Origin of the sequence: Salipiger sp. CCB-MM3, from assembly GCF_001687105.1 — a bacterium.
Classification (GTDB): Bacteria; Pseudomonadota; Alphaproteobacteria; order Rhodobacterales; family Rhodobacteraceae; genus Salipiger.
In genome coordinates this window covers 674,521-695,268 of sequence record NZ_CP014596.1, presented here as the reverse complement: position 1 = coordinate 695,268, position 20,748 = coordinate 674,521, and the positions used below count along the sequence as shown (strand labels likewise).

Here is a 20,748-nt window from a genome sequence, read left to right as displayed (position 1 = left end):
CCCTGCCCCTCGGATCCGTCCAGCCATTTCGCTGGCCCGGGGGGCCGATCATTTCGATTGGCGATTTTCATAGCTCAGCCCGGCATGGCCCCGCGCCTGCCGGGCTTATTAGTCCGGGGGCCCCGCGACTGCGTCTTTACCAGTTCCGAACCCAGTCCGGCGCCGGGGGTGTCATTCCCCGCGAAACACTCTATGTAGCTGCCCTACAACCCATAACATCAAACTCTGGCGATGCCGGAGCCCCCGGTGACGGCCTGACGCCTCGCCGGGGTGCGACGCATCGTGACCTGACCCAACAGGGGACTTATGAAGAAATACCTTACGACCACCGCCCTCACCCTCACCGCCCTCACCCTCTCGACCGCCGCACAGGCGCAGGATGACAGCTGCGGCGAGGTCTCGATCACCGAGATGGGCTGGGCGTCGGCCTCGGTGGTGACCAATGTCGCCGATTTCATTCTCACCCAAGGCTACGGCTGCGACGTGACCGTCGTGCCCTCCGACACCATCCCCGCGATGACCTCGGTGGCCGAGAACGGCGATCCGGACATTGTCACCGAGCTTTGGATCAACGGCGCGGGCGCGGCCTATGACCGGCTCACCGGCGAGGGCAATCTGATCGAGCTTGGCTCGGTGCTGGAACCGGGTGGGATCGACGGCTGGTATGTGCCCGCCTATCTGGTCGAAGAGCACCCCGAGCTTGCCACGATCGACGGCATCCTCGAGAACCCCGAACTGGTCGGCGGTCGCTTCCACAACTGCCCCGAGGGCTGGGGCTGCCGCACCATCAACGACAACATGCTGCCGGTCTTCGGCGTCGAGGAGGCGGGGATCGAGATCTTTGACCACGGCTCGGGCGAGACGCTGGCGACCTCCATCGCGGCGGCCTACGAGGATCACGAACCGTGGTTCGGCTATTACTGGGCGCCGACCGCCGTGCTGGGCAAATACGACATGGTGCGCGTCGACATGGGCGAATTCGTCGAGGAGTCCTATGAGGCGGCACAGGACGAAGGTGCGACCGGCCTCGTGCGCAGCTCCTACCCGCCCGCCCCGGTGAAGACCGCCGTCACCGACAGTTTTCAGGAAGAGCACCCCGAACTGGCGGATTTCCTGTCGAAAATGTCCTTCCCGGTGGACGACATGAACGACATCCTGCGCTGGATGGACGAAAACTCGGCCTCGGGCGAGGAAGGCGCGGTCTACTTCCTGACCTCGCAGCCCGACGTCTGGGCGACCTGGCTGGATGATGCCGCGCGCGAGCGTCTGGCAGCCGTTCTGCAGTAAGGCCGCGGCCCCTTTGGGGGGACCGCAACCAAGGGGCCGGCCTGCGCTCAGCGCGTGGCCGGCCCTGTGCTTTCAGGGAAGGCTCAGAGCCCCTGACCGCCCGACAGTTCGACCCGCTGCCCTGACATCCAGCCCATCCCGTCCGACAGCAGCGCCGCGACACCGGCACCGATGTCCTCGGGCTGGCCAACGCGGCCAAGGGCGATCATGCCCGCCACCTTGGCGTTGACCTCGGCGTTGTCACGCACGACGCCGCCGCTGAAATCGGTGGCGATGGCGCCCGGCGCAAGGCAGTTCACCCGGATGCCACGCGGCCCCAGTTCCTGCGCGGCGTAGCGGGTCAGCACCTCCACCGCGCCCTTCATCGAGGCATAGGCCCCATAGCCCGGCAGGGTGAACCGGGCGAGCCCCGAGGAGACGAAGAGCACCGCCCCGCCATCCGTGATCATCGGCAGCAGCGCCTGCGTCAGCAGGAAGGGCGTGCGCAGGTGCACGCGGTAGAGAAGGTCAAGCTGCGCCGCCTCGGTCTCGGCAATGGCGCGGTTGTAGCCGATCCCCGCGTTGTTCAGCAGGAAGTCGAAACTCTCGCGCCCGAAGGTCTGCTGCAGCGCCTCGGCGAGGCTCGCCGCGAAAGCGCCGAAGTCTTCGGCCTCGGCATCGAAGGGCAGCATCACCGCGCTGACACCTTCCGCCTCGATCTCGCGCGCCACTTCGTCGGCAGCCGTCTTCGAGCTGTTGTAGGTGCCGATCACATGGACACCCGCGCGGGCGAGATGCAGCGCGGCGGATCGGCCGAGGCCGCGGCTCGCGCCAGTGATGAGAGCGATCTTTCCCGACGTAGTCTCAGAAATCGTACCAGTCATGAGAGGGTCCTTTGCGCTTTGGCGGCCAGCCGGTCCGGCCGCCTCTGGCGCAAGAGATACGTTGCCCCCGGCATCCGGAGAATAGTACACATCCCCATAGGCTATTCGGATAACCGAACAATGCAGCAGATAGACCTCAACACACTCGCGCAATTCGTGGCGGTCGCGCGGCATCTCAACTTCCGTCGCGCCGCAGCGGAACTGGCGATCTCTCCCTCGACGCTGAGCGAGCGCATTCGCGAGCTTGAGGCGCGGCTCGGCGTGCGGCTGCTCAACCGGACCACGCGCAGCACCTCGCTGACCGAGGAGGGCGAGCGGCTTCTGGAGCGCACCCGCGACGCGATCGCCGTGCTCGATGAAGCGGCGGCCTCGGTCACATCGGCCGGAAACCGCGAGGTTCTGACCGGGCGCATCCGCATCAACGGTCCCGCCCCGGCGCTTGAACTGCGGCTGATGCCACTGGTGAGCTCGTTTCTCGAGAAGCATCCCGGCGTGCGCGTCGAAGTGGTGAGCGAGGGCGATCTGGTCGATGTGATCGGGCGCGGCTTCGACGCAGGGCTGCGCTACGACGAGAGCTTGGCGCAGGATATGATCGCCGTGCGTCTGGGGCCGGATCAGCGCATGATCGTCGCCGGAGCACCGGACTACCTGAAGCGCCACGGCGTGCCGCAGCATCCCGACGATCTGGAGCGTCACAGCTGCATCACCCACGTCTTCGGCGGCGGCAACACGCTGCCTTGGTCGTTCGAGAAAGACGGCAAAGCCTTCGAGCGGTTTCCCAAGGGTCGGCTTGCGGTGAATTCCACCATTGCGGCCCTGATCCCGGCCCGCGCCGGACATGGGCTGATCTATGGCTTCGACGACTATCTTCAGCCGGATCTGCAGGCCGGAACGCTGGTGCAGGTTCTGGATGAGTGGACCCCGCCCTTCCCCGGCCCTTCGCTCTATTTCACCGAGCGGCGCCTGATGCCGCCCGCGCTGCGTGCCTTTGTCGACCACGTGAAGACTGCCGCGCGCTAGGTCAAAACGGTAGTCCCAAAAAGGCTGCGCGCCCCCGAGGTTTCCCCCGGAGGCGCACTTGGCGAGGGTAACTTAGCTCACGACACGAAGACGTAGTCGAGATAATCGATCCGCAGCGGCTCGCCGCCGTCCGGGCTGCCCGACAGCGACACCACGTCGCCCGCCTCCAGCGCCACGCCAAAGGTCTGATGCATGGCAAAGGACGTGCTGTTGACGATGGAAGAACCGGCGTCCTGATCCCAGATGAAACTGTCGACCAGCAGATCGTTCACCAGCAGATCAAGCTGCGACTGGCCGTCGGATTCATCGAAATGGCCCAGCGTGAAGTTGTAGAGCCCCGCCGTCTCGGCGAAGACGAAGCTCGCCACATGGCCCGCCGATCCGGTGGCCTTGATGAGCTGCCCTTCCGACGCGTGGCTGTTGCTGTTCACAACAAAGCCCTCTTCCAGCGTCATGGCTTCGGCCTCGATCCGCACCGGATCCGAGCTGGGCGGCGGCGTGGTCGCGATGCTGACGTTGAAGCTGGCCAGAGAGCCATTCGCTGCCACCGCGTTGCCGCTGGTGTCGAGCACTTCTCCGCCATCCAGCGCAACGCTGTAGACCCCGTTGTCGCCCACGTCCCAGCTGCCGCCGGGCGCTTCGACCGTGTAGGTCGCGGTGCGCGGCGCGCCATCGCTGCCAGAGCTGAGGCTGACCCCCGTCACCGACAGCGCCCCGCCCGGTCCGGTCACCGTAAGATCGCCCGGATCGATGCTCGAGACGTCGATGCCCACGTTGTCGGAGAAGGTGACCGAAACGGTGGTGCTGCCGCCTCCCGCCACCGACACATTGGCCGCACTGGCCGCGGTGACTACCGGATTGGTGCTGTCGGTCGGATCGCCACCGCCTCCGCCGCCTCCGCCGCCGCTTGTCGGCACGAAGTCGAGGAAGTCGATGCGCAGCGGCTCTCCGCCATCCGGCGTGCCCGAAAGTTGCAGCACGTCCCCCGCGTTCAGCACCAGATCCGAGATCGTGTGCTCTGCGGCAGAGGTGCTGTTGACGATGGTGCCGCCCGCATCCAGATCCCAGACGAAGGTTTCGACCAGCACATTGTTCACCAGTACGCTGAGCTGCGACTGACCGTCGGACTCGTCGTAGTAGCCGAGCGTCAGATCATAGGTCCCCGCTGCCGCGGCAAAGGTGTAGCTGGCGGTATGCGCTCCCGAGCCAGACGCCTGAATGAACTGATCGTTCGAGGCGTGGCCGTTGCTTTGCACCGAGAAGCCCTGCAACGAGAGGCTTTCGGCCTCGACCCGGAAGGGATCGCCCACCGGGGCGCTGCCAATGGCGACCTCGAAGCTGGTCAGCGAGGCGTTCGGGGCCACCGCGTTGCCGCTGGTGTCCAGCACCTCGCCGGAGAGCAGCGCAACCGTGTAGCTGCCCTCATCCGCCACGTCCCAGCTGCCGCCGGGGGCGGCGAGCGTGTAGGTGGCGCTGCGCGGCGTGCCGTCGCTGCCCGCATTCAGGCTGACCCCGGTCACCGAGACCGCCCCGCCCGGCCCCGACACGGCGATGTCGCCAGCGTCGATGGTCGAGGCATCAATGGCCACATTGTCGCTGAATGTCACCGTCACCGTGGTGGTCGTGCCGCCCTCGACGGTCACATCCGGCGCGCTGGCCGCTGTGACGACCGGCGCAAAGGTATCCTCACCGGTGGAGATGAAGGCCGAGTTCGACGCGCCGCCCGAGGGCGCGCTGCCCTTGTACATCTCCCAGAAGTCGACGTGGAAGCCTTGGCTGCGGCCCGCCAGCGTGATGGTGTGGAAGCCCGCGGTCAGGTTGAACGAGGCGGTGAAGTTGGGATCGGACTCCGACACGCTGTCGATCTGCCCCGCCCAGCCCCAGTTCGTCGAAGCGCCATAGAGCTTCACGAAGCCGCCGCTCGACACGCTGTCGGTCGAGTTGGTCTGCAGCGCCTCGGCGTCGTCGTCGATACGCAGCCAGATGTCGTTGCGCTGGTCGCTGGGATCATTGGTGTCGCGGGACGAACGGACGCGGAAGTTGTAGACGCCCTCTTCGCCCTCGGGAATGAACACCTCGTAGACAAGGAAGCTGTCTTGCTGCGGCGCATTGATCGCGGTGCTGCCCGCTTCCGAGCCCCAGAAGTAGTGGCCGGTGCCTTGGGTGTTGTCCTGCGTGCCCGGATCATCTCCTTCGACATAGGTCCATTGGCCGCCGGGGTTGGTGCCGCCATTGGCGTTCGGATCCTCGATCTGCACCTTGAAGCGCGCCGAGCTGCCCGAGCCGATGATCTGGTAGTAGCCCTCGGCCCCGGTGCCGCCGCCTCCGCCACCTTCGACCGGTCCGCCCTGATTGGTCAGATAGACCCGGTCGGTGGCCCCCAGCGGCATTTTCGAGCCGGAGTCGATGACCGATGCGCCGACCACCGCCGGAGCCGTGTCGAACCCGTTGGTGTACGCGGTGCCGCCGAAGTCCTGACCGCTGTCGGGCGTCGTCCAGTCAAAGGCATTGTCCGGCAGCGTGGCCGTGCCGCCCGCCCCGATGACGATGTCGTAGAACTGGAAGTCGGCGGCGTTGCTGGCCTGGAACTCGGGCTGCGCGTCCGCCAGCCGGTCTTCGACCAGCTGCGCGATGCCGTTCGAGGTGTTGGTCACCGGATTGAGGCCCCGGCTCAGCGTGACGCGCACCGTATCGCCCGGCGTGCCCGCGACCATGATCTCGGGGATCGTGCCCCCGTAGGTGCCCGTCGAAGACGAGCCGGTGCCATTCACCGAAACCGTTGCTGTCGCCGCGCTGACGTCCTGCGAGGCAAAGCCGGTGCTGCCGGCCTGCGTGCCCTCGCCGCCGACAAAGCCCGTGGCGAACGTGCCGTCATCGAACATCACGGTGAAGCTCGAGCCGATCAGCTCGGCCCCCGATACACCGCCCACGTCCCAGCTGTTGACCGCCCCGGCGTCGATCGACGCCTTGGTCAGACCGGCCACCGAGTTCGGATCCATATCGCCCGAGAAGCCGATGGTCTCGCCGGTGTCAAAGCCACTGCCATCGGCCTTGATCACCAACCCACGGAAGCCGCCGCTGGAGGCAAGGCCGGTGCCCGTGGTGTTGGGCAAAGGCGCGTCCCCGGCAAAGATATAGCCACTGCCGGTGTCAAAGAACGCACCCGTCTCACCCCCTCCGCTGTTGATGGCGAAATCCTTGGCGACGCTGTCGCCGCCCGAACCATCGGCATCGACCACGCTGTCCCCATAGAGCGCATTGCGGAAGTCGATCACCACCGCGGCGATCTGCTTGTCGCCGGTGTTCTGCAACTGGAACGAGTCGGTGCCGTAGTTCGAGGACTGCACGTTGTTGTTGCCGTCCATGATCCGCAGCTCTGCGCTGCCGACCGCGCCGGACCCGTAGCTGCCGTTTGCATCCACATCGGTCAGCGCCTGCAGGATCGACAGGGCGTCATCGGGATTGGAGGGCGGATCAACCGGCCCGCCGCTGCCCTCGGTCAGCTTCATGCTCTCGACGCCCATGGTGAAGGCGCCGCCCGCCCCGAAGTCGGTCGAGGTCACCCCGAAGGCGGGGATGATCGAGGAGGTTCCGGCCAGAACTCCGGCCATGGCGCTGCCCGCATCCGGGGTGACCGTTCCGACGGTCCCCGAAGCCAGCGTCGCGCCAGTGTCATCCAGCAGCTCGTAGTAGCCGGTGAAATTGCCCGCCGAGACATCCGCCGCAAGCGTCAGCTTCACCTGCGCAAAGCTGGTCGCCGTGACGCTGCCCGGATAGGGGATCTTCAGATCCGTGCCCGAGAAGCTGCCGCGTCCGGAGATCTCGAAACCATCACCGGGGTTGCCGGTGACAAGCTTGATGAAATCGCCATCCACGCCGGTCGAGGCGCCCGCCGCGCCGGTCAGCGAGACGATCAGCCCGTATTGCGAGAAGGTCTGCAGCTCTGTCCCGCCTAACACCGGATTGTCGAAGACGCCCTCGAAGGTGAAGTCGCTTGCGACATCGGCAAGGAAGGTGAAGGCCTGCTGGCCGTCATTGGTGTCGGGGTCGCTGGTCTGGAATTGCAGCCGCCCGCCGCTGACCTGTGCCCCGTTGTTGGTGGCGTAGTTCAGCTCGGCACTTCCGTCGGCGGTCTGCGCCGCGCCGGTGAACCCGGCGGCGAAGGGCGAGGTGCCATCGGCCATGGTGGTGAAGTCGAGCACGACCTCGCCGAGGTCCGACAGCACCACACCCGCGTTGGTCGCGTCATAGGCGGCACGGTCGGCAAGGTTGGCGATGCCATCGCCGTCGATGTCGCCATCTGCCGAGTTGATCAGACCGTCACCGTCGAGATTGCCGCCAAGCTCCTTGGCCGGATCATACCCCACCGGAGGCTCACCGCCGCCCAGCGACAGGGTCAGCCCCTGCACGGTCTGGGCATTGAGGTTCGGCGTTTCCGCCAGATCCGCGACCTCGCCTGCGCCCAGCGTAACCTCGATGGCGCTGCCATCGACCCAGCCGCCGCTTGGCGCGGCGATCTCGTAGCTGGCGACGCCGCCCGCAAAGCCGAGGAAGCTGACCGCCGCCGCGACCTGCGCTCCGCCGATGGCAAGCGACAGGTCCTCATCCCCCAAGGTGCTGGCGTCGATGCCGCTCAGATCGCTGAGCGTGACATTGACCAGAAGCGGCGAGGTCTCATCCGCCGGGTTCGACAGGGCGATCACTGCATTGGGCGCATCGGTGTCGACGATCGGCTCGCCCGAGAGGATCTCGATGGCGTTGACGATCGGGTTGTCCACACCATCAATCGCGTCCTGCAGGAACGAGATGTCGAGCACCCCGTCACTGACCGTCGCCTGATAGCTGATCACCGTCACATCGCCCGCAGCGCCGCTGGCCGAGGGGTCGAAATTGTCCAGAACGCCCGTGGTCGTGCCCTCGACGCTGATGTCAAAGACCCGCGCACCGCTTGTCTGATTGGGCACGTAAAGCTCGGCCATGTAGAGCCGCACGAGGTAGGTGCCATTGCCCAGCAGATCGCCCACCGGAACGCTGTAGGTGAAGGGCGCATCGGACGAGCGCGCGGTGTCGAGCACCGTCTCGGGCACACCCTCGGGGATCGCGGCGAGCGTGCCGCTGTAGCCTTGGATGTCGCCCCGGTCGTTGCTGGTGGTCAGATAGGGGCTGTTGGGCGCACCATTGCCATCGCCGCTCCAGACCGGGCCACCGTCAAGCGCGGCGACCTCGGGGCCAAAGGCGTTGATCCGCAGCAGCACGCTCGGGCCGGTCTCTCCGTTCGTCACATCGAGCGCAAAGCTCACCGGCACCCCGCTGTCGAGCAGCCCGTCGTTTGCATAGACGGTAATGTCGTAGCTGCCCGCCGCGGTGGTGTCAGCCACCTGCAGCGTGGTGCCGTCGAGCGTGATGCCCGCGGGCAGCGGCGCGCCGCCCGCGAGTTCCACCCGCAGCACCGGCACATCGCCAAGGTCCACATCCGCCAGCACCAGCGCCGAAAGATCAACGCTTGTCGGCGTGCCCTCCTCTGTCGCGGCGGGCGCGATGGTGCCGCTGATCGTCGGTGCCTCATTGACGCCGGTCACAGTGACCAGAAGGTCCGCAGGCGTCACGGTAGAGCCGTCGCTTGCGGTGACCGTGACCTCATAGACGTTGTCGCCGTCAAAGTCGGTCGGGTTTTCGAAATCGGGCGCCGTATTGAACGCCAGAGCGCCGCTGCTCGGATCGATCGAGAAGAGCGCCGCATCGGCCCCGCCGCCAATCGCATAGGTCAGCGCGCCGCCCTCGGGATCGGTGGCCGGGATGACGCCCAGATCGCTCTCGTTCTCGGCGATCTCAAGCGCAGCATCCCCGGTGAAGACCGGCGGCAGATCCGCCAGAGCCGAGGTCAACTGCACGTTCGAGAAGGTCAGATTGCCGATGGCGTCGCGGTCGTCATCATTGATGAACACCATATGCGAGAAGCTCTGCCCGGCGAACTCGCCCAGCGGGATCGCAAAGCTGACCGTGCCGTCACCGGCGCTGTAGCCCGCGTATTCCTGCCGCGCGTAGTTCGACCAGTCCTGCCGCCCCGCCAGCTGGAAGAGGATCTGCTGCGAGTTGCCAAAGCTGTTGTTGGTCTCCAGCCCGATGCCCATGATTTCGCCGATCTGGCTGGCGCTGAACTCAAAGCGCAGCACCGTCTCGGCGTCGATGGTGAAGCCGCCGGGCAGCGCCACCTTCTTCCAGGTGTTGCCGGTCAACTCGATCGAGGTCGGCGTCACCGCGATGCCCTCGGGGGTCTCATCGTTGCCCGCGTAAGAGGTGATCTCGAAGCTGCTGAAGTCGATGTCGAGGATACCGTCATCGACCGGCGTGCCGACCACCACCGTCGCCGTCCCCGTGGCGGTGCCGCCGCGCGCATCGGTGATCTCATAGTCGAAGACCGCGGTACCGACGAAGCCCGCCGCCGGGGTGAAGAGCACCTGCCCGTCCTCCAGCGACACCGTGCCGCCGCTGCGCGCGGTCACACCGGTCAGGGTGATCTCATCGCCGTCGGCATCGGTGTCATTGCCGGTCAGGTCAGCCGCGGTGAGCGGCAGCGCCTCATCCGTGCCGGTGACAAAATCGTCCTGCACCGCCACCGGCGCGCTATTGACGTTGAGCGTCACCGTCGCGGTATCCGTGCCGCCATCGGGATCGGTGATCGTGTAGACAAAGCTCGCCTCACCGGCAAAGCCCGGCGTCGGGGTGAAATAGATCAGCCCGTCTTCGAAAAGCACCTCGCCGTTCACCGCCGCCGAAACCCCGGTCACCGTCAGCGCGCCGCCATCGGGATCGCTGTCATTGGCCAGCAGATCGGCGGGGAAGATGGTCGCGGTCTCGCCGCTGGCGATGGCAACATCCGGGTCATCCACCGCGATCGGATCGAGATTGGCCGCGGTGCTGCGGACGAACTGCAGGTTCGAGAAGGTGCCCGTGGCCGCATCCGCGCCGTCATCATCGTTGATGAAATGCAGATACTGGAAGCTCTGGCCCGCCCATGCGCCAAGCGGGATCTCGAAACTGACCTCGCCGTCGCCGGACTGATAGGTCCGGAAGCCCTGCTCGGCGTAGGCGCTCCAGCCCTGCGAGCCGCCCAGCTGGAAGAGCACCTGATCGCCCTTGCTGAGGAAGCTGTTGTCGTTGCCGAGACCGATGGCCATGATCTCGCCGGTCTGACCCGCCGAGAAGGTGAAGCGCATCACCATGTCCGCGGTGACTTCCAGCGGCTCGGCCAGCAGCAGCTTCTTCCACGTGTTGCCGGTCAGAGCCAGCGTCGCGCCCGCATCTGCAATGCTATAGGCCCCGTTCAGGTCCTGATTATCGAAGGCGCTGAGCGCGCCCGCGTCGAACACGATGTCGGTGATGCCGGTATCCGGCGTTTCGGGCAGCACTTCGACGGTGACCGTCGTCGTCGCCGGTGCGCCGAACGCATCGGTGATCGTGTAGTCGAAGCTGGCGGTGCCGGTGAACCCCGGCGTCGGGGTAAAGTTGATCTGCCCGTCTTCGAACAGCACCGTGCCGTTCTGCGGGTTGTCGACGCCCGCAAAGCTCAGCGCATCACCGTCAGCGTCGCTGTCATTGTCCATAAGAACCGCTGGCGTAAGCGTCAGCGTGCCGTCAATCACCACCTGCGCCTCGTCAGGCGTGGCGGTGGGCGGTGTGTTGGGCGCGCCGTTGACCGTGATGATCAGGCTTCCGTCCTGCACGATGCTCTGGATCTCACCGGGGCCATAGGTTTCCGCCAGCGTCACCGTGGTATCGACCGCGCCGTCGCCATCGCTGTCGATGCCAAGGATGGTCGAGCCGTTGGTCACCTCGATTACCGAGGCGGTGCTGCCCGCGCCTTCGACCACCAGCTGATCGCCAGCGGTAAAGCCCGAGACCGTGGTGCCATCCAGCTCCGTTCCCGTGCCGGTGACGGTATCGTTGCCGCCATCGGTGAGGTCGACCTCGTCACCAGCGCCGGTACCGACGCCGATCACATTGTCACCGCTGGTGCCTTTGACATGCACCGTGCCGCTGCCCGTAGCGTCGAAATTCTCGACGGTGCCGGGCATCTGGTAGGGCGTGCCGGAGCTTCCGACCTCGCCGCTGCCGGTATAGACCACGGTGTCGATCTCATCGGTGCCGCCCGCGTCATCCGCAGGCAGGTTGCCCGGATCGTCGACCTGCTGCTGCCGCTCGGTCGAGTCGTTCACGTCCAAGAGCAGCGCCGCGCTGGCATCGGGAGAGACGCCGACCGTGTCGTCATCCACATCCACACTGACCGACAGCTGCGCCAGCGTCTCGTAATCCAGCATCACACCAGCCTGCAGATGCAGCTCTGGCCCGGTGCCCGGATCGACGATCTCGAAGAGCGCCGCATCCGCCCCCGACAGGCTCAGCGCGTTGCTGCCCAGCCCATCGTCAGTGATCACGATATCGGCGATTTTCACCGAACTGGTGGTGTCGACGTTCTCGTCGATTGAGGGGAGTGCATTGGCCAGCGCGACGCCCGGAGCGACATTGGCCACCGGGCCGCTGATCTCCAGATAGTCCCACTCGCCGGTAAAGCGGTTGGTATCGCCATTGCCCCAGTCGGTGATCGACACGCCATAGGCGATGCCGCCCGTGCCGCCGGTGAGCGTGTTCTGCCCCGCCAGCGCCGCCGCCAGAGAGCCGGTGATATCGCGGGTCGCGGTGGTGATCGACGCGATCACCGCGTCACTGGCATCAAGCAGGATCGCCGTGCCGATCAGCGTCGCCACGCTGCCCGACTTGTCCACGTCGAGCCGGAACACCACTGCAGCGATGTCCTCCTCGACGACCGGAGGCGACTGCGCGCTGAGCACATAGTTCTCTTCCCCGCCGCCGGTCAGGCTGTTTTCCTGCGCCAGCTGGATGCGCGGATCAATGCCCGCGCCGCCAAGGACGAACTTGATGTAATCATCCGTGCCCCCCGCCCCGAGGGTGATGCCGAACGAGGCGTATTGCAGCGGGATCGCGCCAAGGAACCCGGCCTCGATCCGCCCCTCGACCGAGAAGCTGTCGACCCCGGAAACATCGGCGCCCGACTGGTAGTTGTCCTTGATCGTGTTGTTGGTGCCGGTTCCGGTCGCATAGATGTCCGTCTCGCTGGACTCGATCTTCAGCTTGCCGCCCTCGACATAGCTCGTCGCCTCGGTCGTGCGGTCGCCATAGGGGTCCTCGGCAGAGGTCCCCGCCGGGCTGAAGGCCGGATTCACGAGGATCCCCGAAAAGCCCGCTTCGGCGCTGAAGAGATCGGCCGTGTCGGTGTCGAAGTCCTGACGGAAGCTGACGTTCTCGGCCAGCACTTTGCCCATGCCGTTCTCGCCGTCATAGGCGAAGGGATCGGCGGTGTTGAGAATGCCGTCACCGTCGATATCGGTGGGATCCGAGCCATCGCTCTCCACCACCGCGCGCAGCGTGACGCTGGTCAGCGCGCCGCCCTGGTTGAGCCAAAGCGTGTAGGTCCCGGCCCCAAGCGGCGCGGTGAAGCCGGGGAAATCGGCCCCCTGCGCGTCATTGGGATCGCCAGCGGCAAGGATCGGCAGCAGGTCGTTGTTGAGGTTGCCATCGCCATAGACCATGCCCGCCAGCAGCCCCTCGCTGCCGTCGGGGGCGCCGGTCACCGGATCGACGGTGACCGCGCTGCCCTCCTGCAGCCCCATGAAGCCCGCGTTGTCGGTGCTGGTCGACACGTAGCCGTCAAGCACCAGCGCGCTCAGCACCATGCCCTCGGGCACGGTGAAGGTGATGTAATCGCGGTCGCGGTCGCCCGGCTGCCCGTCACCCTGCTGGCTGGCATAAAGGATATTGTCGCCGATCTGCATCGCGCCAATGTCGCTCGGCGCAAGCCGGTCGTCCGAGAAATCGCCGACGACCACCGGATCGGCACCCCCCGCACCGTCGAGGTCATGGCTGTCCGCCGGATCGTCCTCGGTCAGCGTGGCGGTGCCCGTGGCGGCGGCGGTATTCACCGCATAGCCCGCGGTCTCCACCGAAAGCAGGGCAACGGTCACCGTCTCGGCGCCATTCCAGCGCGTGTCGGTCGGCACCGGCACCACATAGCTGGCCGCGCCATCAACGAAGCTCAGCGTCACCGGGGTCGAGGCACCATCCACCGACAGCGTGACATCGAGATCGCCGGTGAACCCGGCATCCGGCACGCTCAGCGTGAAGGTGACATCCTGATCGACGCCATCGCCAATCTCGGCAATCTCGCCCGGCCCTTCGATCGAGACCAGTGTCTCACCCGTGCTGGGTGCCGCGCGCACCACGATGGCGCTGATCTTGGCATTGTCGACCGCGTCAGCCCCAAGCGCGTCGAAGACCACGTTGAGCTGCCCATCCGACACCACGGCATCAAAGGTTTTGACGATCTTCACCAGCGGCGCGCCGGTGCCATTGCCGAGCACCCCATCGCCATCGTCGAAGAGGTCATAATCGTCGAGCACCGTGTCGCCCTCGATCTCCACGTCGAAGATGCGCGAGCCGATACCGTCGCCATTGGCCACACCTTGGTAGGTTTCGGCGAGGTAGAGCTCGACCACATAGGTGCCGTCAGGCAGGTCCACGTCGAGCGAGAAGCTGTTCGCCCAGCGTTCCGAGGTGAACACATCGTCGGGCAGCGCCGCGCCGGTGAAGGTCTGGCCGCTGCCGCTGTTGTTGGCGCCGCTGGAGCTCGCGCCGGACAGGTCCCAGAAGGCGACATCATCAGCCACAAAATCCACGTCGCCCAGCCCATAGGCCGCACCGTCCACGGCGCCGCCACCGGCGTTGATCGCCAGCAGCACCTCGCCCGGCTGCGGAGCCGAAGCGAAGGTCAGCGTCACGCCATCGCTCTCGCCGCCCGGGTTGAGGTTGGGCGTCGCCGCCAGATCGGCGATCTCGCCCGCCACCACGCTGGCGGTATAGGTGCCCTCTGCCCAGCCACCGGCCGGTGCGGCGACGCTGTAGATCGCCGTGTTGCTGGCCTCATCGAAGGAGCTGAGGCTGATCGCGCCCGCCACGCTCGGCCCGCTGACCGAGATGTCTTCGCCGCCGATGCTGGACGGGTCGATGTCCGACGCATCCGTATAGACCACCGTGACAACCATCGGATCGGTGTCGGCGGTCGGCGCGGTCACGGTGACAGAGGCGCTCGGCCCGGTGGTGTCGCCCACCGGATCGCCGGTGTATTGCGGCGAGGACACCTGCAGGAAGTCCCAGCTCGCCTCGAAGCTCGCAAAGCCGTCGTTGTAGTCGGTCGAGGTCACCCCGACCTGCGCGCTCCCGGCCTCAATGGCCGCCAGCACATCCGGCGGCAGCGCCACCGGTGCCGCAGTCAGGAAGCCCGAGGTCGCCTCGGGGCGCACGCCGCCAAGGATCGCGCCGCCAGCATCGTAGAAGGTCACGATCTGCGCCGCCTCGTCGGTGAGCGTATCGATGCGGATCGACAGCTCGACCTTGGCGATGTCGGCCAGCGCAAAGGGCACAGCGGCGGCTGCGGAAATATCCGTCAGCAGCGGTTTTTGGTCGAGCACATTGTGCGACCACATCTGCACGGCATTGCCGCCATTGCCGCCGAAGATCAGCTTGAGATGCTTGCCCGCATCCTGCCCCAGCCCATCCGCCGTGGCGATGACGATGCCCAACTGCGCGTAGTTGGGGATCACGCCGGTGGTGATGCCCTGATCGGCCAGCGCCTGCGGGAACGGGTTGTCGAATTGCGTGGTGATGTAGATCTGCTCAAGCCCCGCGTCCGACAGGTCGATGGTCTTGACGAAGTCGTTCTTCGAGGCGGTGGAATCCACCGCCGAAAGGTCGCCGTTCGACGTGTTTACCACCAGCTTGCCGCCGCTCACCGAGACGTCCACCGTCGCATCTAGCGCGCCACTGCCGCCCAGCGCATCGTCAAAGCCACCTTCGACCAGCGGCGCGCCATCTGTCTCGAAATCCAGATCGAGCAGCTTGCCCCCGGCAGGAACCTGCAGGCTGCTGTCGCTGGCGGCGATGGTCACCGTGCCGGTGCCGCCGTCGATGACCGCATCGCCCGAGGTCATCGTGGCCGAGGTGATCGTCACGGCGAAGCTCTCGGCACCCTCCTCGTCGCTGTCGTTGATCGTCGGAATGGTCACCTGCAGGAAGTTCTGCCCTGCGGGAATGACGACCGGAGAGGCCGGGCTTGCCGGGCCATAATCGTCGCTCGTCGCGGTGCCCGGCGTCACCGTGAAGGCGATGGTGACATCCTCGCTGCTGTCACCGATGCGCGTGAAGGTCAGCACCGCGTCCTCGCCTTCGTTCACCGAGACGTCGGCCACCGAGACGGTGGCGGGCGTGTTCGCGGCGATGGCGTCATAGACCACGATGGCGTTCCAGCCCGGCTCGCCGAAATCCGCATTCACGTCGATGACGATCTGCCCGTCGGTGACGGTGACGGTCTTGGTGATGAAGGTCGGCGTGTCCGCCCCGCCCGCATCCGTGAAGGCGTCGTAATCCGACACCCACGGCTCGCCATTGATCGTGTAGTCGCCCTGACGGTTGCCGCCCGTGGTGTGATAAAGCTCTGCAAAGTGCAGCTCGACCACATAGACCCCGTTTTCGATGGGATAGCTTGCGGTGAAGGACCCGGCGGCGGAGTCGCGATAGGTGTGCAGCGCCGAGCCGTCGAGCGCGAGGTTCGATCCGGTCGCACCGAGCAGACCGTCGATGTTGCTCGAGGTCTTCGAGTTCGGGCTGTAGTACGCCGGATCATCCGCCTCTAGGTCGATCCCGAGGATCGTATCGCCGGTGATCGCGCCGCCGTAGGTGGTGTCATTATCCCCATCCAGCGCAGCGGTGCCATTGGTCACCGGGCCGACGTTGATCGCCAGCGCCAGCGCGCCCTTGACCAGCGTGTCGAGCCCCGGCTCGAGGATGAAGGCGCCGCTGGACGCAGCTGTGCTGTTGCCCGCCGCATCCTGATAGGCACCGGCGGCGATGGTGATCTCGCCCTCACCGCTCGGCCATGCATTGCCGGTCGCGGTCAGAGTGTATTGCAGCGTCGCGGTGGTGCCGCCGTTGCTGAGCGTGACCTCCGGCGCCGAGACGGTCTCGGGCACGATCCCCGAGAACACCAGTTCCGAGCCGTCCAGACCGGCGAAATCGGCCTCGTCAAAGCCCGCGTTGTCCTGCAACTCGACGGTGGCGGTGCGGGTGCCGTCCTGCACGCTCTGCGGGTTGTCCACCTCGATCGAGACGATCTCGGGGTTGGTGGTGTCGGCGGGCGGCTCATAGGTGCCGCCCACTTGCCAGACCACCAGACCCGACAGCTTCGCTTGGTCGACCTCCTTGTTGAACTCGATGTTCAGGACGCCGTCATTCACGGTCACCGCGTAGGACTTGATGACCTCGACCCCGGCCCCGCCAGCGTCGTCGATGATGTCGTAATTGTCCTCGACCTGCGTGCCCTCAAGGAACACGTCGAACTGGCGAAGGTCATCCGGGTCAGAGCTGTTGACGAAACCGTGGTAGATCTCCGCATAGATCAGGTCGACGAGATACTCGCCGTTCTCGACGTCGATGGAATAACCCCAGTTGTCTACCGAGGCCGAAGACCGCTCATAGGCATGCACCGCATCCAGTTCGGTCCCGGGGAAGTCGTAGGACAGCGACGTGGCATTCGAATAGCTCTTGTAGTCGCCGGTAGAGGTATAGCCATCCCCCGCGCCACCGGCGGTATTGGCGACGAAGTCGACCAGTTGCTCGCGCACGGTCACGCCGGTGACGGCCGGGCCGCCCGCGTTGATGGCGATCACCGGGCTGAGCGCGGGCCCGGTGCTGACCACCAGCCCTTCAGAGCTGTCGGAGAAATTGAAAATGTTGTTTCCGTCTGCCGGATCGAAATCGACAAAATCCGGCCCGGTGAAGGCGATCTGGCTGCCGTTGATCGTCACCAGCGCGGATCCCGCGTCATAGCTCACATTCAGCCCGTCGGTGGTGGCCCCCGAAATGACCAGCTGATCGCCGGGCGTAAAGTCGGTGATCTCGTCGCCATCGAGATCGGCCAGCGTGCCGACAATCGTGTCATCGCCATCGCCCGACGTCACGGTATTGGCGCCGCTGCCCACGACGATCTTATTGTCGAGCGCATTGGCGGTGATGGCGTAATCGGCACCCGAACCGGATCCGTCGAACTCCTCGACATCGGAGGCCAGCGCAAGGTTGGTCTCGCTGCCGGTGTAGATCACCCGGTCATATCCCGTGGTGCCCGCCTGCCCGACCTCCGCCGCGGTCGTGGCGTCGATCTCATTGCCGAAGCCTTCGATCTCGATGTTGTGGAAGTCAATGGCCTGCAGCGGGTTGCCGTCGCTGGTTTCGGCGACAACGCCGATGGCGGCGCCCGAGCTGAGCGTGGTGTCGCCGTCGCTGATCGTGTGATCGCCGGTCAGCACATCCTGCAGCACGCCCGCAGGCAGGCTGAAGTTGCCAAGGTCGATCTCGATGAAGGCGGTGCCGCTCAGGCTGGCGTCATCGCCGAGACGGTAGAAGGCGCGCACTGCAAAACCGTCGTCGATGTCGATCTCAAGCCGCAGGTCGATCAGCTCATTGCCGTTGGCCGTCAGATCAGGCACGGCGATCTCGGCCAGCGCAACATAGCCGGTATCGCCCAGCTCATAGCCGACCTCGATCCCCGGCACGCCGCCGACCTCGCCGAACACCAGCCGCAGGAAATTCGACTGCGTGCCGTCACCATAGACCATGCCCACCAGCTGATCGGCGGCGACGCTGCTGCCCAGAACCCAGTTCTTGGCGGTCACCGTGGCCACCACGCGGCCAACGTCGGGATCCGGGATGAAGGCGGTCTGCAGCGCATCGCGCGCCGTGTTGGCCTGACCGACCATCGTGCCCGGCACCACCTCTTTGATCTGCAGGATCGGCGCGTTGCCACCGGGGATGATATTGCCCGCGATGTCGAAGAGGCCATCAGCCTGCTCCGAAGAGTTCAGCAGATCCCCGGCGTTCTGCAGATAGGTGCCGGTGCGCGCATCTTGGTTGGCGGTCGCGCCAGCCTCTTGGATATTGTCGGTGCCGGTGCTGCCCGCCAGCGGCCCGGCCAGCGAGTTCGGCCCGTCCAGCGCCGCCCCCAGCAGACCTGTGTTGCCCGCCAGCGTGCCGTTGAAATCGGTCGACTGCGGGTTGAAGTCGAGCACGATCTTCTGCCCTGCCGACAGATCAAAGCCATTGCTCGCGCTGAATTCGAAGGGGTCGTTATATTTGTCGACGCCATCAAGGTCCCAATCGTCGGGATCGACGATCTCCGACCCCGCCAGCGGCACCGCGCCGTTGTTCGGCTGCAGCACTTCGATGTAGACGGTAAAGCCGCCCTGATTGTTCTGACCGTAGACCGCTGACCAGATCGAGCCTTGGAACGGCTGGCTGAGCCCGCGCTCGGCAAAATCGTCACCGATGGTGGCCAGACCAAGCGGCGCGCCAGATCCCTGATAGACCGCGCGGTCGGTGGCCTGCGCATTGGTGCCGCCGGTCGAGGACATTGAGCCATCCTCATTGCGGCCCATGATGATCAGGTCGCCGCCGTTGTAGACGCTGGCGATGATCGCGCCGGACATCTTGACGTCGCCCTCGTCCATGATGGTCGAGGTGTATTCGGTCAGGCCGTTGATCGAGCCCTTGCCGCTGTCGAGCGCCCCGTCGGTCTTGCCCGCCTCGAGGTAGTTGCCCTCGATCGGGTTACGCCAGTCCACGATTTCAGCGATATCCGATGGCAGCCCCGCCTGCCCCAGCAGCGTGCCGCCAGAGGGCGCGGCCCCGCCGGTTTCAACCGCCACGCCCGAACCGTCTGACAGGGCGTAGATATCGTATTCGACGCCCGGTGTGACGGCGATGATCTTGTCACCCAGATCTCCGGTACCAAGCGCTCCGCTGGCGGACTCCACCTCCGCCATCCACGCCTTGACCTGCGCATAGTCATCGGTGCCCTCGTCGTAGCTCGACAGGTTCGACACAAGCAGGAAGGCGTTGTCCGTGCCGCCACCCGGCGAGAACAGCAGGCCCGCCTTGGCGCCCTCGGCCCGCGTCGGGTTGGGGTGGCCGCCATAGACATAGGTCAGCCCATCCGGGCCGGTGTAGGTGGTGACAGGACCATTGCCGCCCACCGACAGGCTCCGCCCGTCGAGATCGTCGGAGCGGGTCACCTCGTGGAAGTTGTCGTTGTTCGAGGGGTTCCAGTCGCTCGGTTCGTTGATATCGTCGCTGGAGTTGCCGTCGCCGTTGTTGAGGTTGGTCGCGATGTAGTCGGGATCCTGCGCGTAATCTGTGGTGCTGCCGTTATCGCCAGCCTCGCCAATCGGACGCCCACCCCAGCTGTTGTTGGCGCCATTGTCGTAGGTCCAGACGCGCCCGTCTTCGGTCACCTCGACGTCATAGGCATTGCGATAGCCGGGCGAATAAATCGAGACCAGCCCATCGTAGTCCAGCTTGGCGCTGTTCAGACCGTCGTTGCCGCCATTGGGATCGTTGTTGTCCTCGGTGCCCGAACGGGTCGGATCGTCGAGCGTCGGCAGATCGTAGATATAGCTCCGTCCGTCGCCGTCGGTCTGCGCGCCCATGGCCTTCAGGCCCGAAACATCGACCTCGAGGATCGCCGCCGAAAGCGGCTGCTCCTGCTGGCCCGCAAAGTTGTTCGACGGCGCGCCGGTGTTGGCATTGCCGCCCTGCGCCACGATCAGCCGTTCCGAGATCAGGACACCGTTCTCGTCCACCTCCTGAATCATCTCCAGACCGTTGGTGGCATGGTTCTCTTCCGAGCGCGGCAAGCCGCGGATGATATCTACCTGATCCCACGAATTGCTGCCGTTCTGCTCCATCATGGTGATGACGCCGGAATTGGTGTCGAGATTGGCGTCGTTGCCAGATCCCCCTGCCCCGATGCGCATGTCGCTGGAGGTGACATAGATCGTCGTGGCCGCGACATTGCCCGCCGCCTCGGTCGTCAGATTGCCGTTTGAATCCACGTAAAGCGCGTTGCCCGCCGCATCATATTGCTGCGTCACGTCGATCCCGGTGACCTGCCGGCTGCTGCTGCTGCTCAGGCTGCCGTCGTCATTGTGGTTCTGAATGTCGAGCTGCATCGACACAGCGGACTCGACGTAGAACGAGACGGTGTTGTCGCTGTCATTGGGATCGGGGTCGCCGAACTTGACGGTGAGAACATTCACCGTGCCGCCGTTTTCGGTCACGTAGAGCCGCCCATCCGGGCCCCAGACCAGCGCAGTGGGCTGCGACAGCGACACCTGACCATTCAGCTCAAGCGAGCTGGACGAGAAATTGTTCGAGACGACCATGATAATGCTCCGGCACCTTGGGCGGCCAGAGAGCGAAATTTCTTTTGAATCTATAACTTAAAAAAACAGACCCGGGAAAATCCGGACAATGCAAAACCGAACAGAGATTTTAAAGAAACTCTCTCCCAGGCGAAAAATGGAAATTAAGAAATACTTATTGGAAGCCTAGAAACAAAAACAAATTGTGTCAACAGATGGTATTCTGAGCCTTATCAGCATCTTAAGGTGGGAATTCT

General features: G+C 65.3%; 4 protein-coding genes. 2 read left to right on the top strand and 2 right to left on the bottom strand.

Annotation, left to right across the window (positions count from 1 at the left end; all coding sequences use genetic code 11):
* The first annotated feature begins 306 nt into the window (after window positions 1–306).
* Window positions 307–1,287, top strand: coding sequence for an ABC transporter substrate-binding protein (locus AYJ57_RS16960; protein WP_066108682.1), 981 nt, complete (start codon window positions 307–309; stop codon window positions 1,285–1,287).
* Window positions 1,288–1,370: 83 nt separating this feature from the next.
* Here AYJ57_RS16960 and AYJ57_RS16955 read toward each other — a convergent pair whose 3' ends face one another.
* Window positions 1,371–2,150, bottom strand: a complete 780-nt coding sequence (locus tag AYJ57_RS16955) for an SDR family NAD(P)-dependent oxidoreductase (protein ID WP_066108680.1) — start codon at window positions 2,148–2,150, stop codon at window positions 1,371–1,373.
* A gap of 120 nt (window positions 2,151–2,270) precedes the next feature.
* Here AYJ57_RS16955 and AYJ57_RS16950 point away from each other — a divergent pair, with 120 nt between their 5' ends.
* Window positions 2,271–3,170: a LysR family transcriptional regulator gene (locus tag AYJ57_RS16950; protein ID WP_066108677.1), complete on the top strand. Its 900-nt coding sequence runs from the start codon at window positions 2,271–2,273 to the stop codon at window positions 3,168–3,170.
* 77 nt (window positions 3,171–3,247) lie between these two features.
* Here AYJ57_RS16950 and AYJ57_RS16945 read toward each other — a convergent pair whose 3' ends face one another.
* Window positions 3,248–20,512: a malectin domain-containing carbohydrate-binding protein gene (locus AYJ57_RS16945; RefSeq protein ID WP_066108675.1), complete on the bottom strand. Its 17,265-nt coding sequence runs from the start codon at window positions 20,510–20,512 to the stop codon at window positions 3,248–3,250.
* Window positions 20,513–20,748 lie beyond the last annotated feature (236 nt).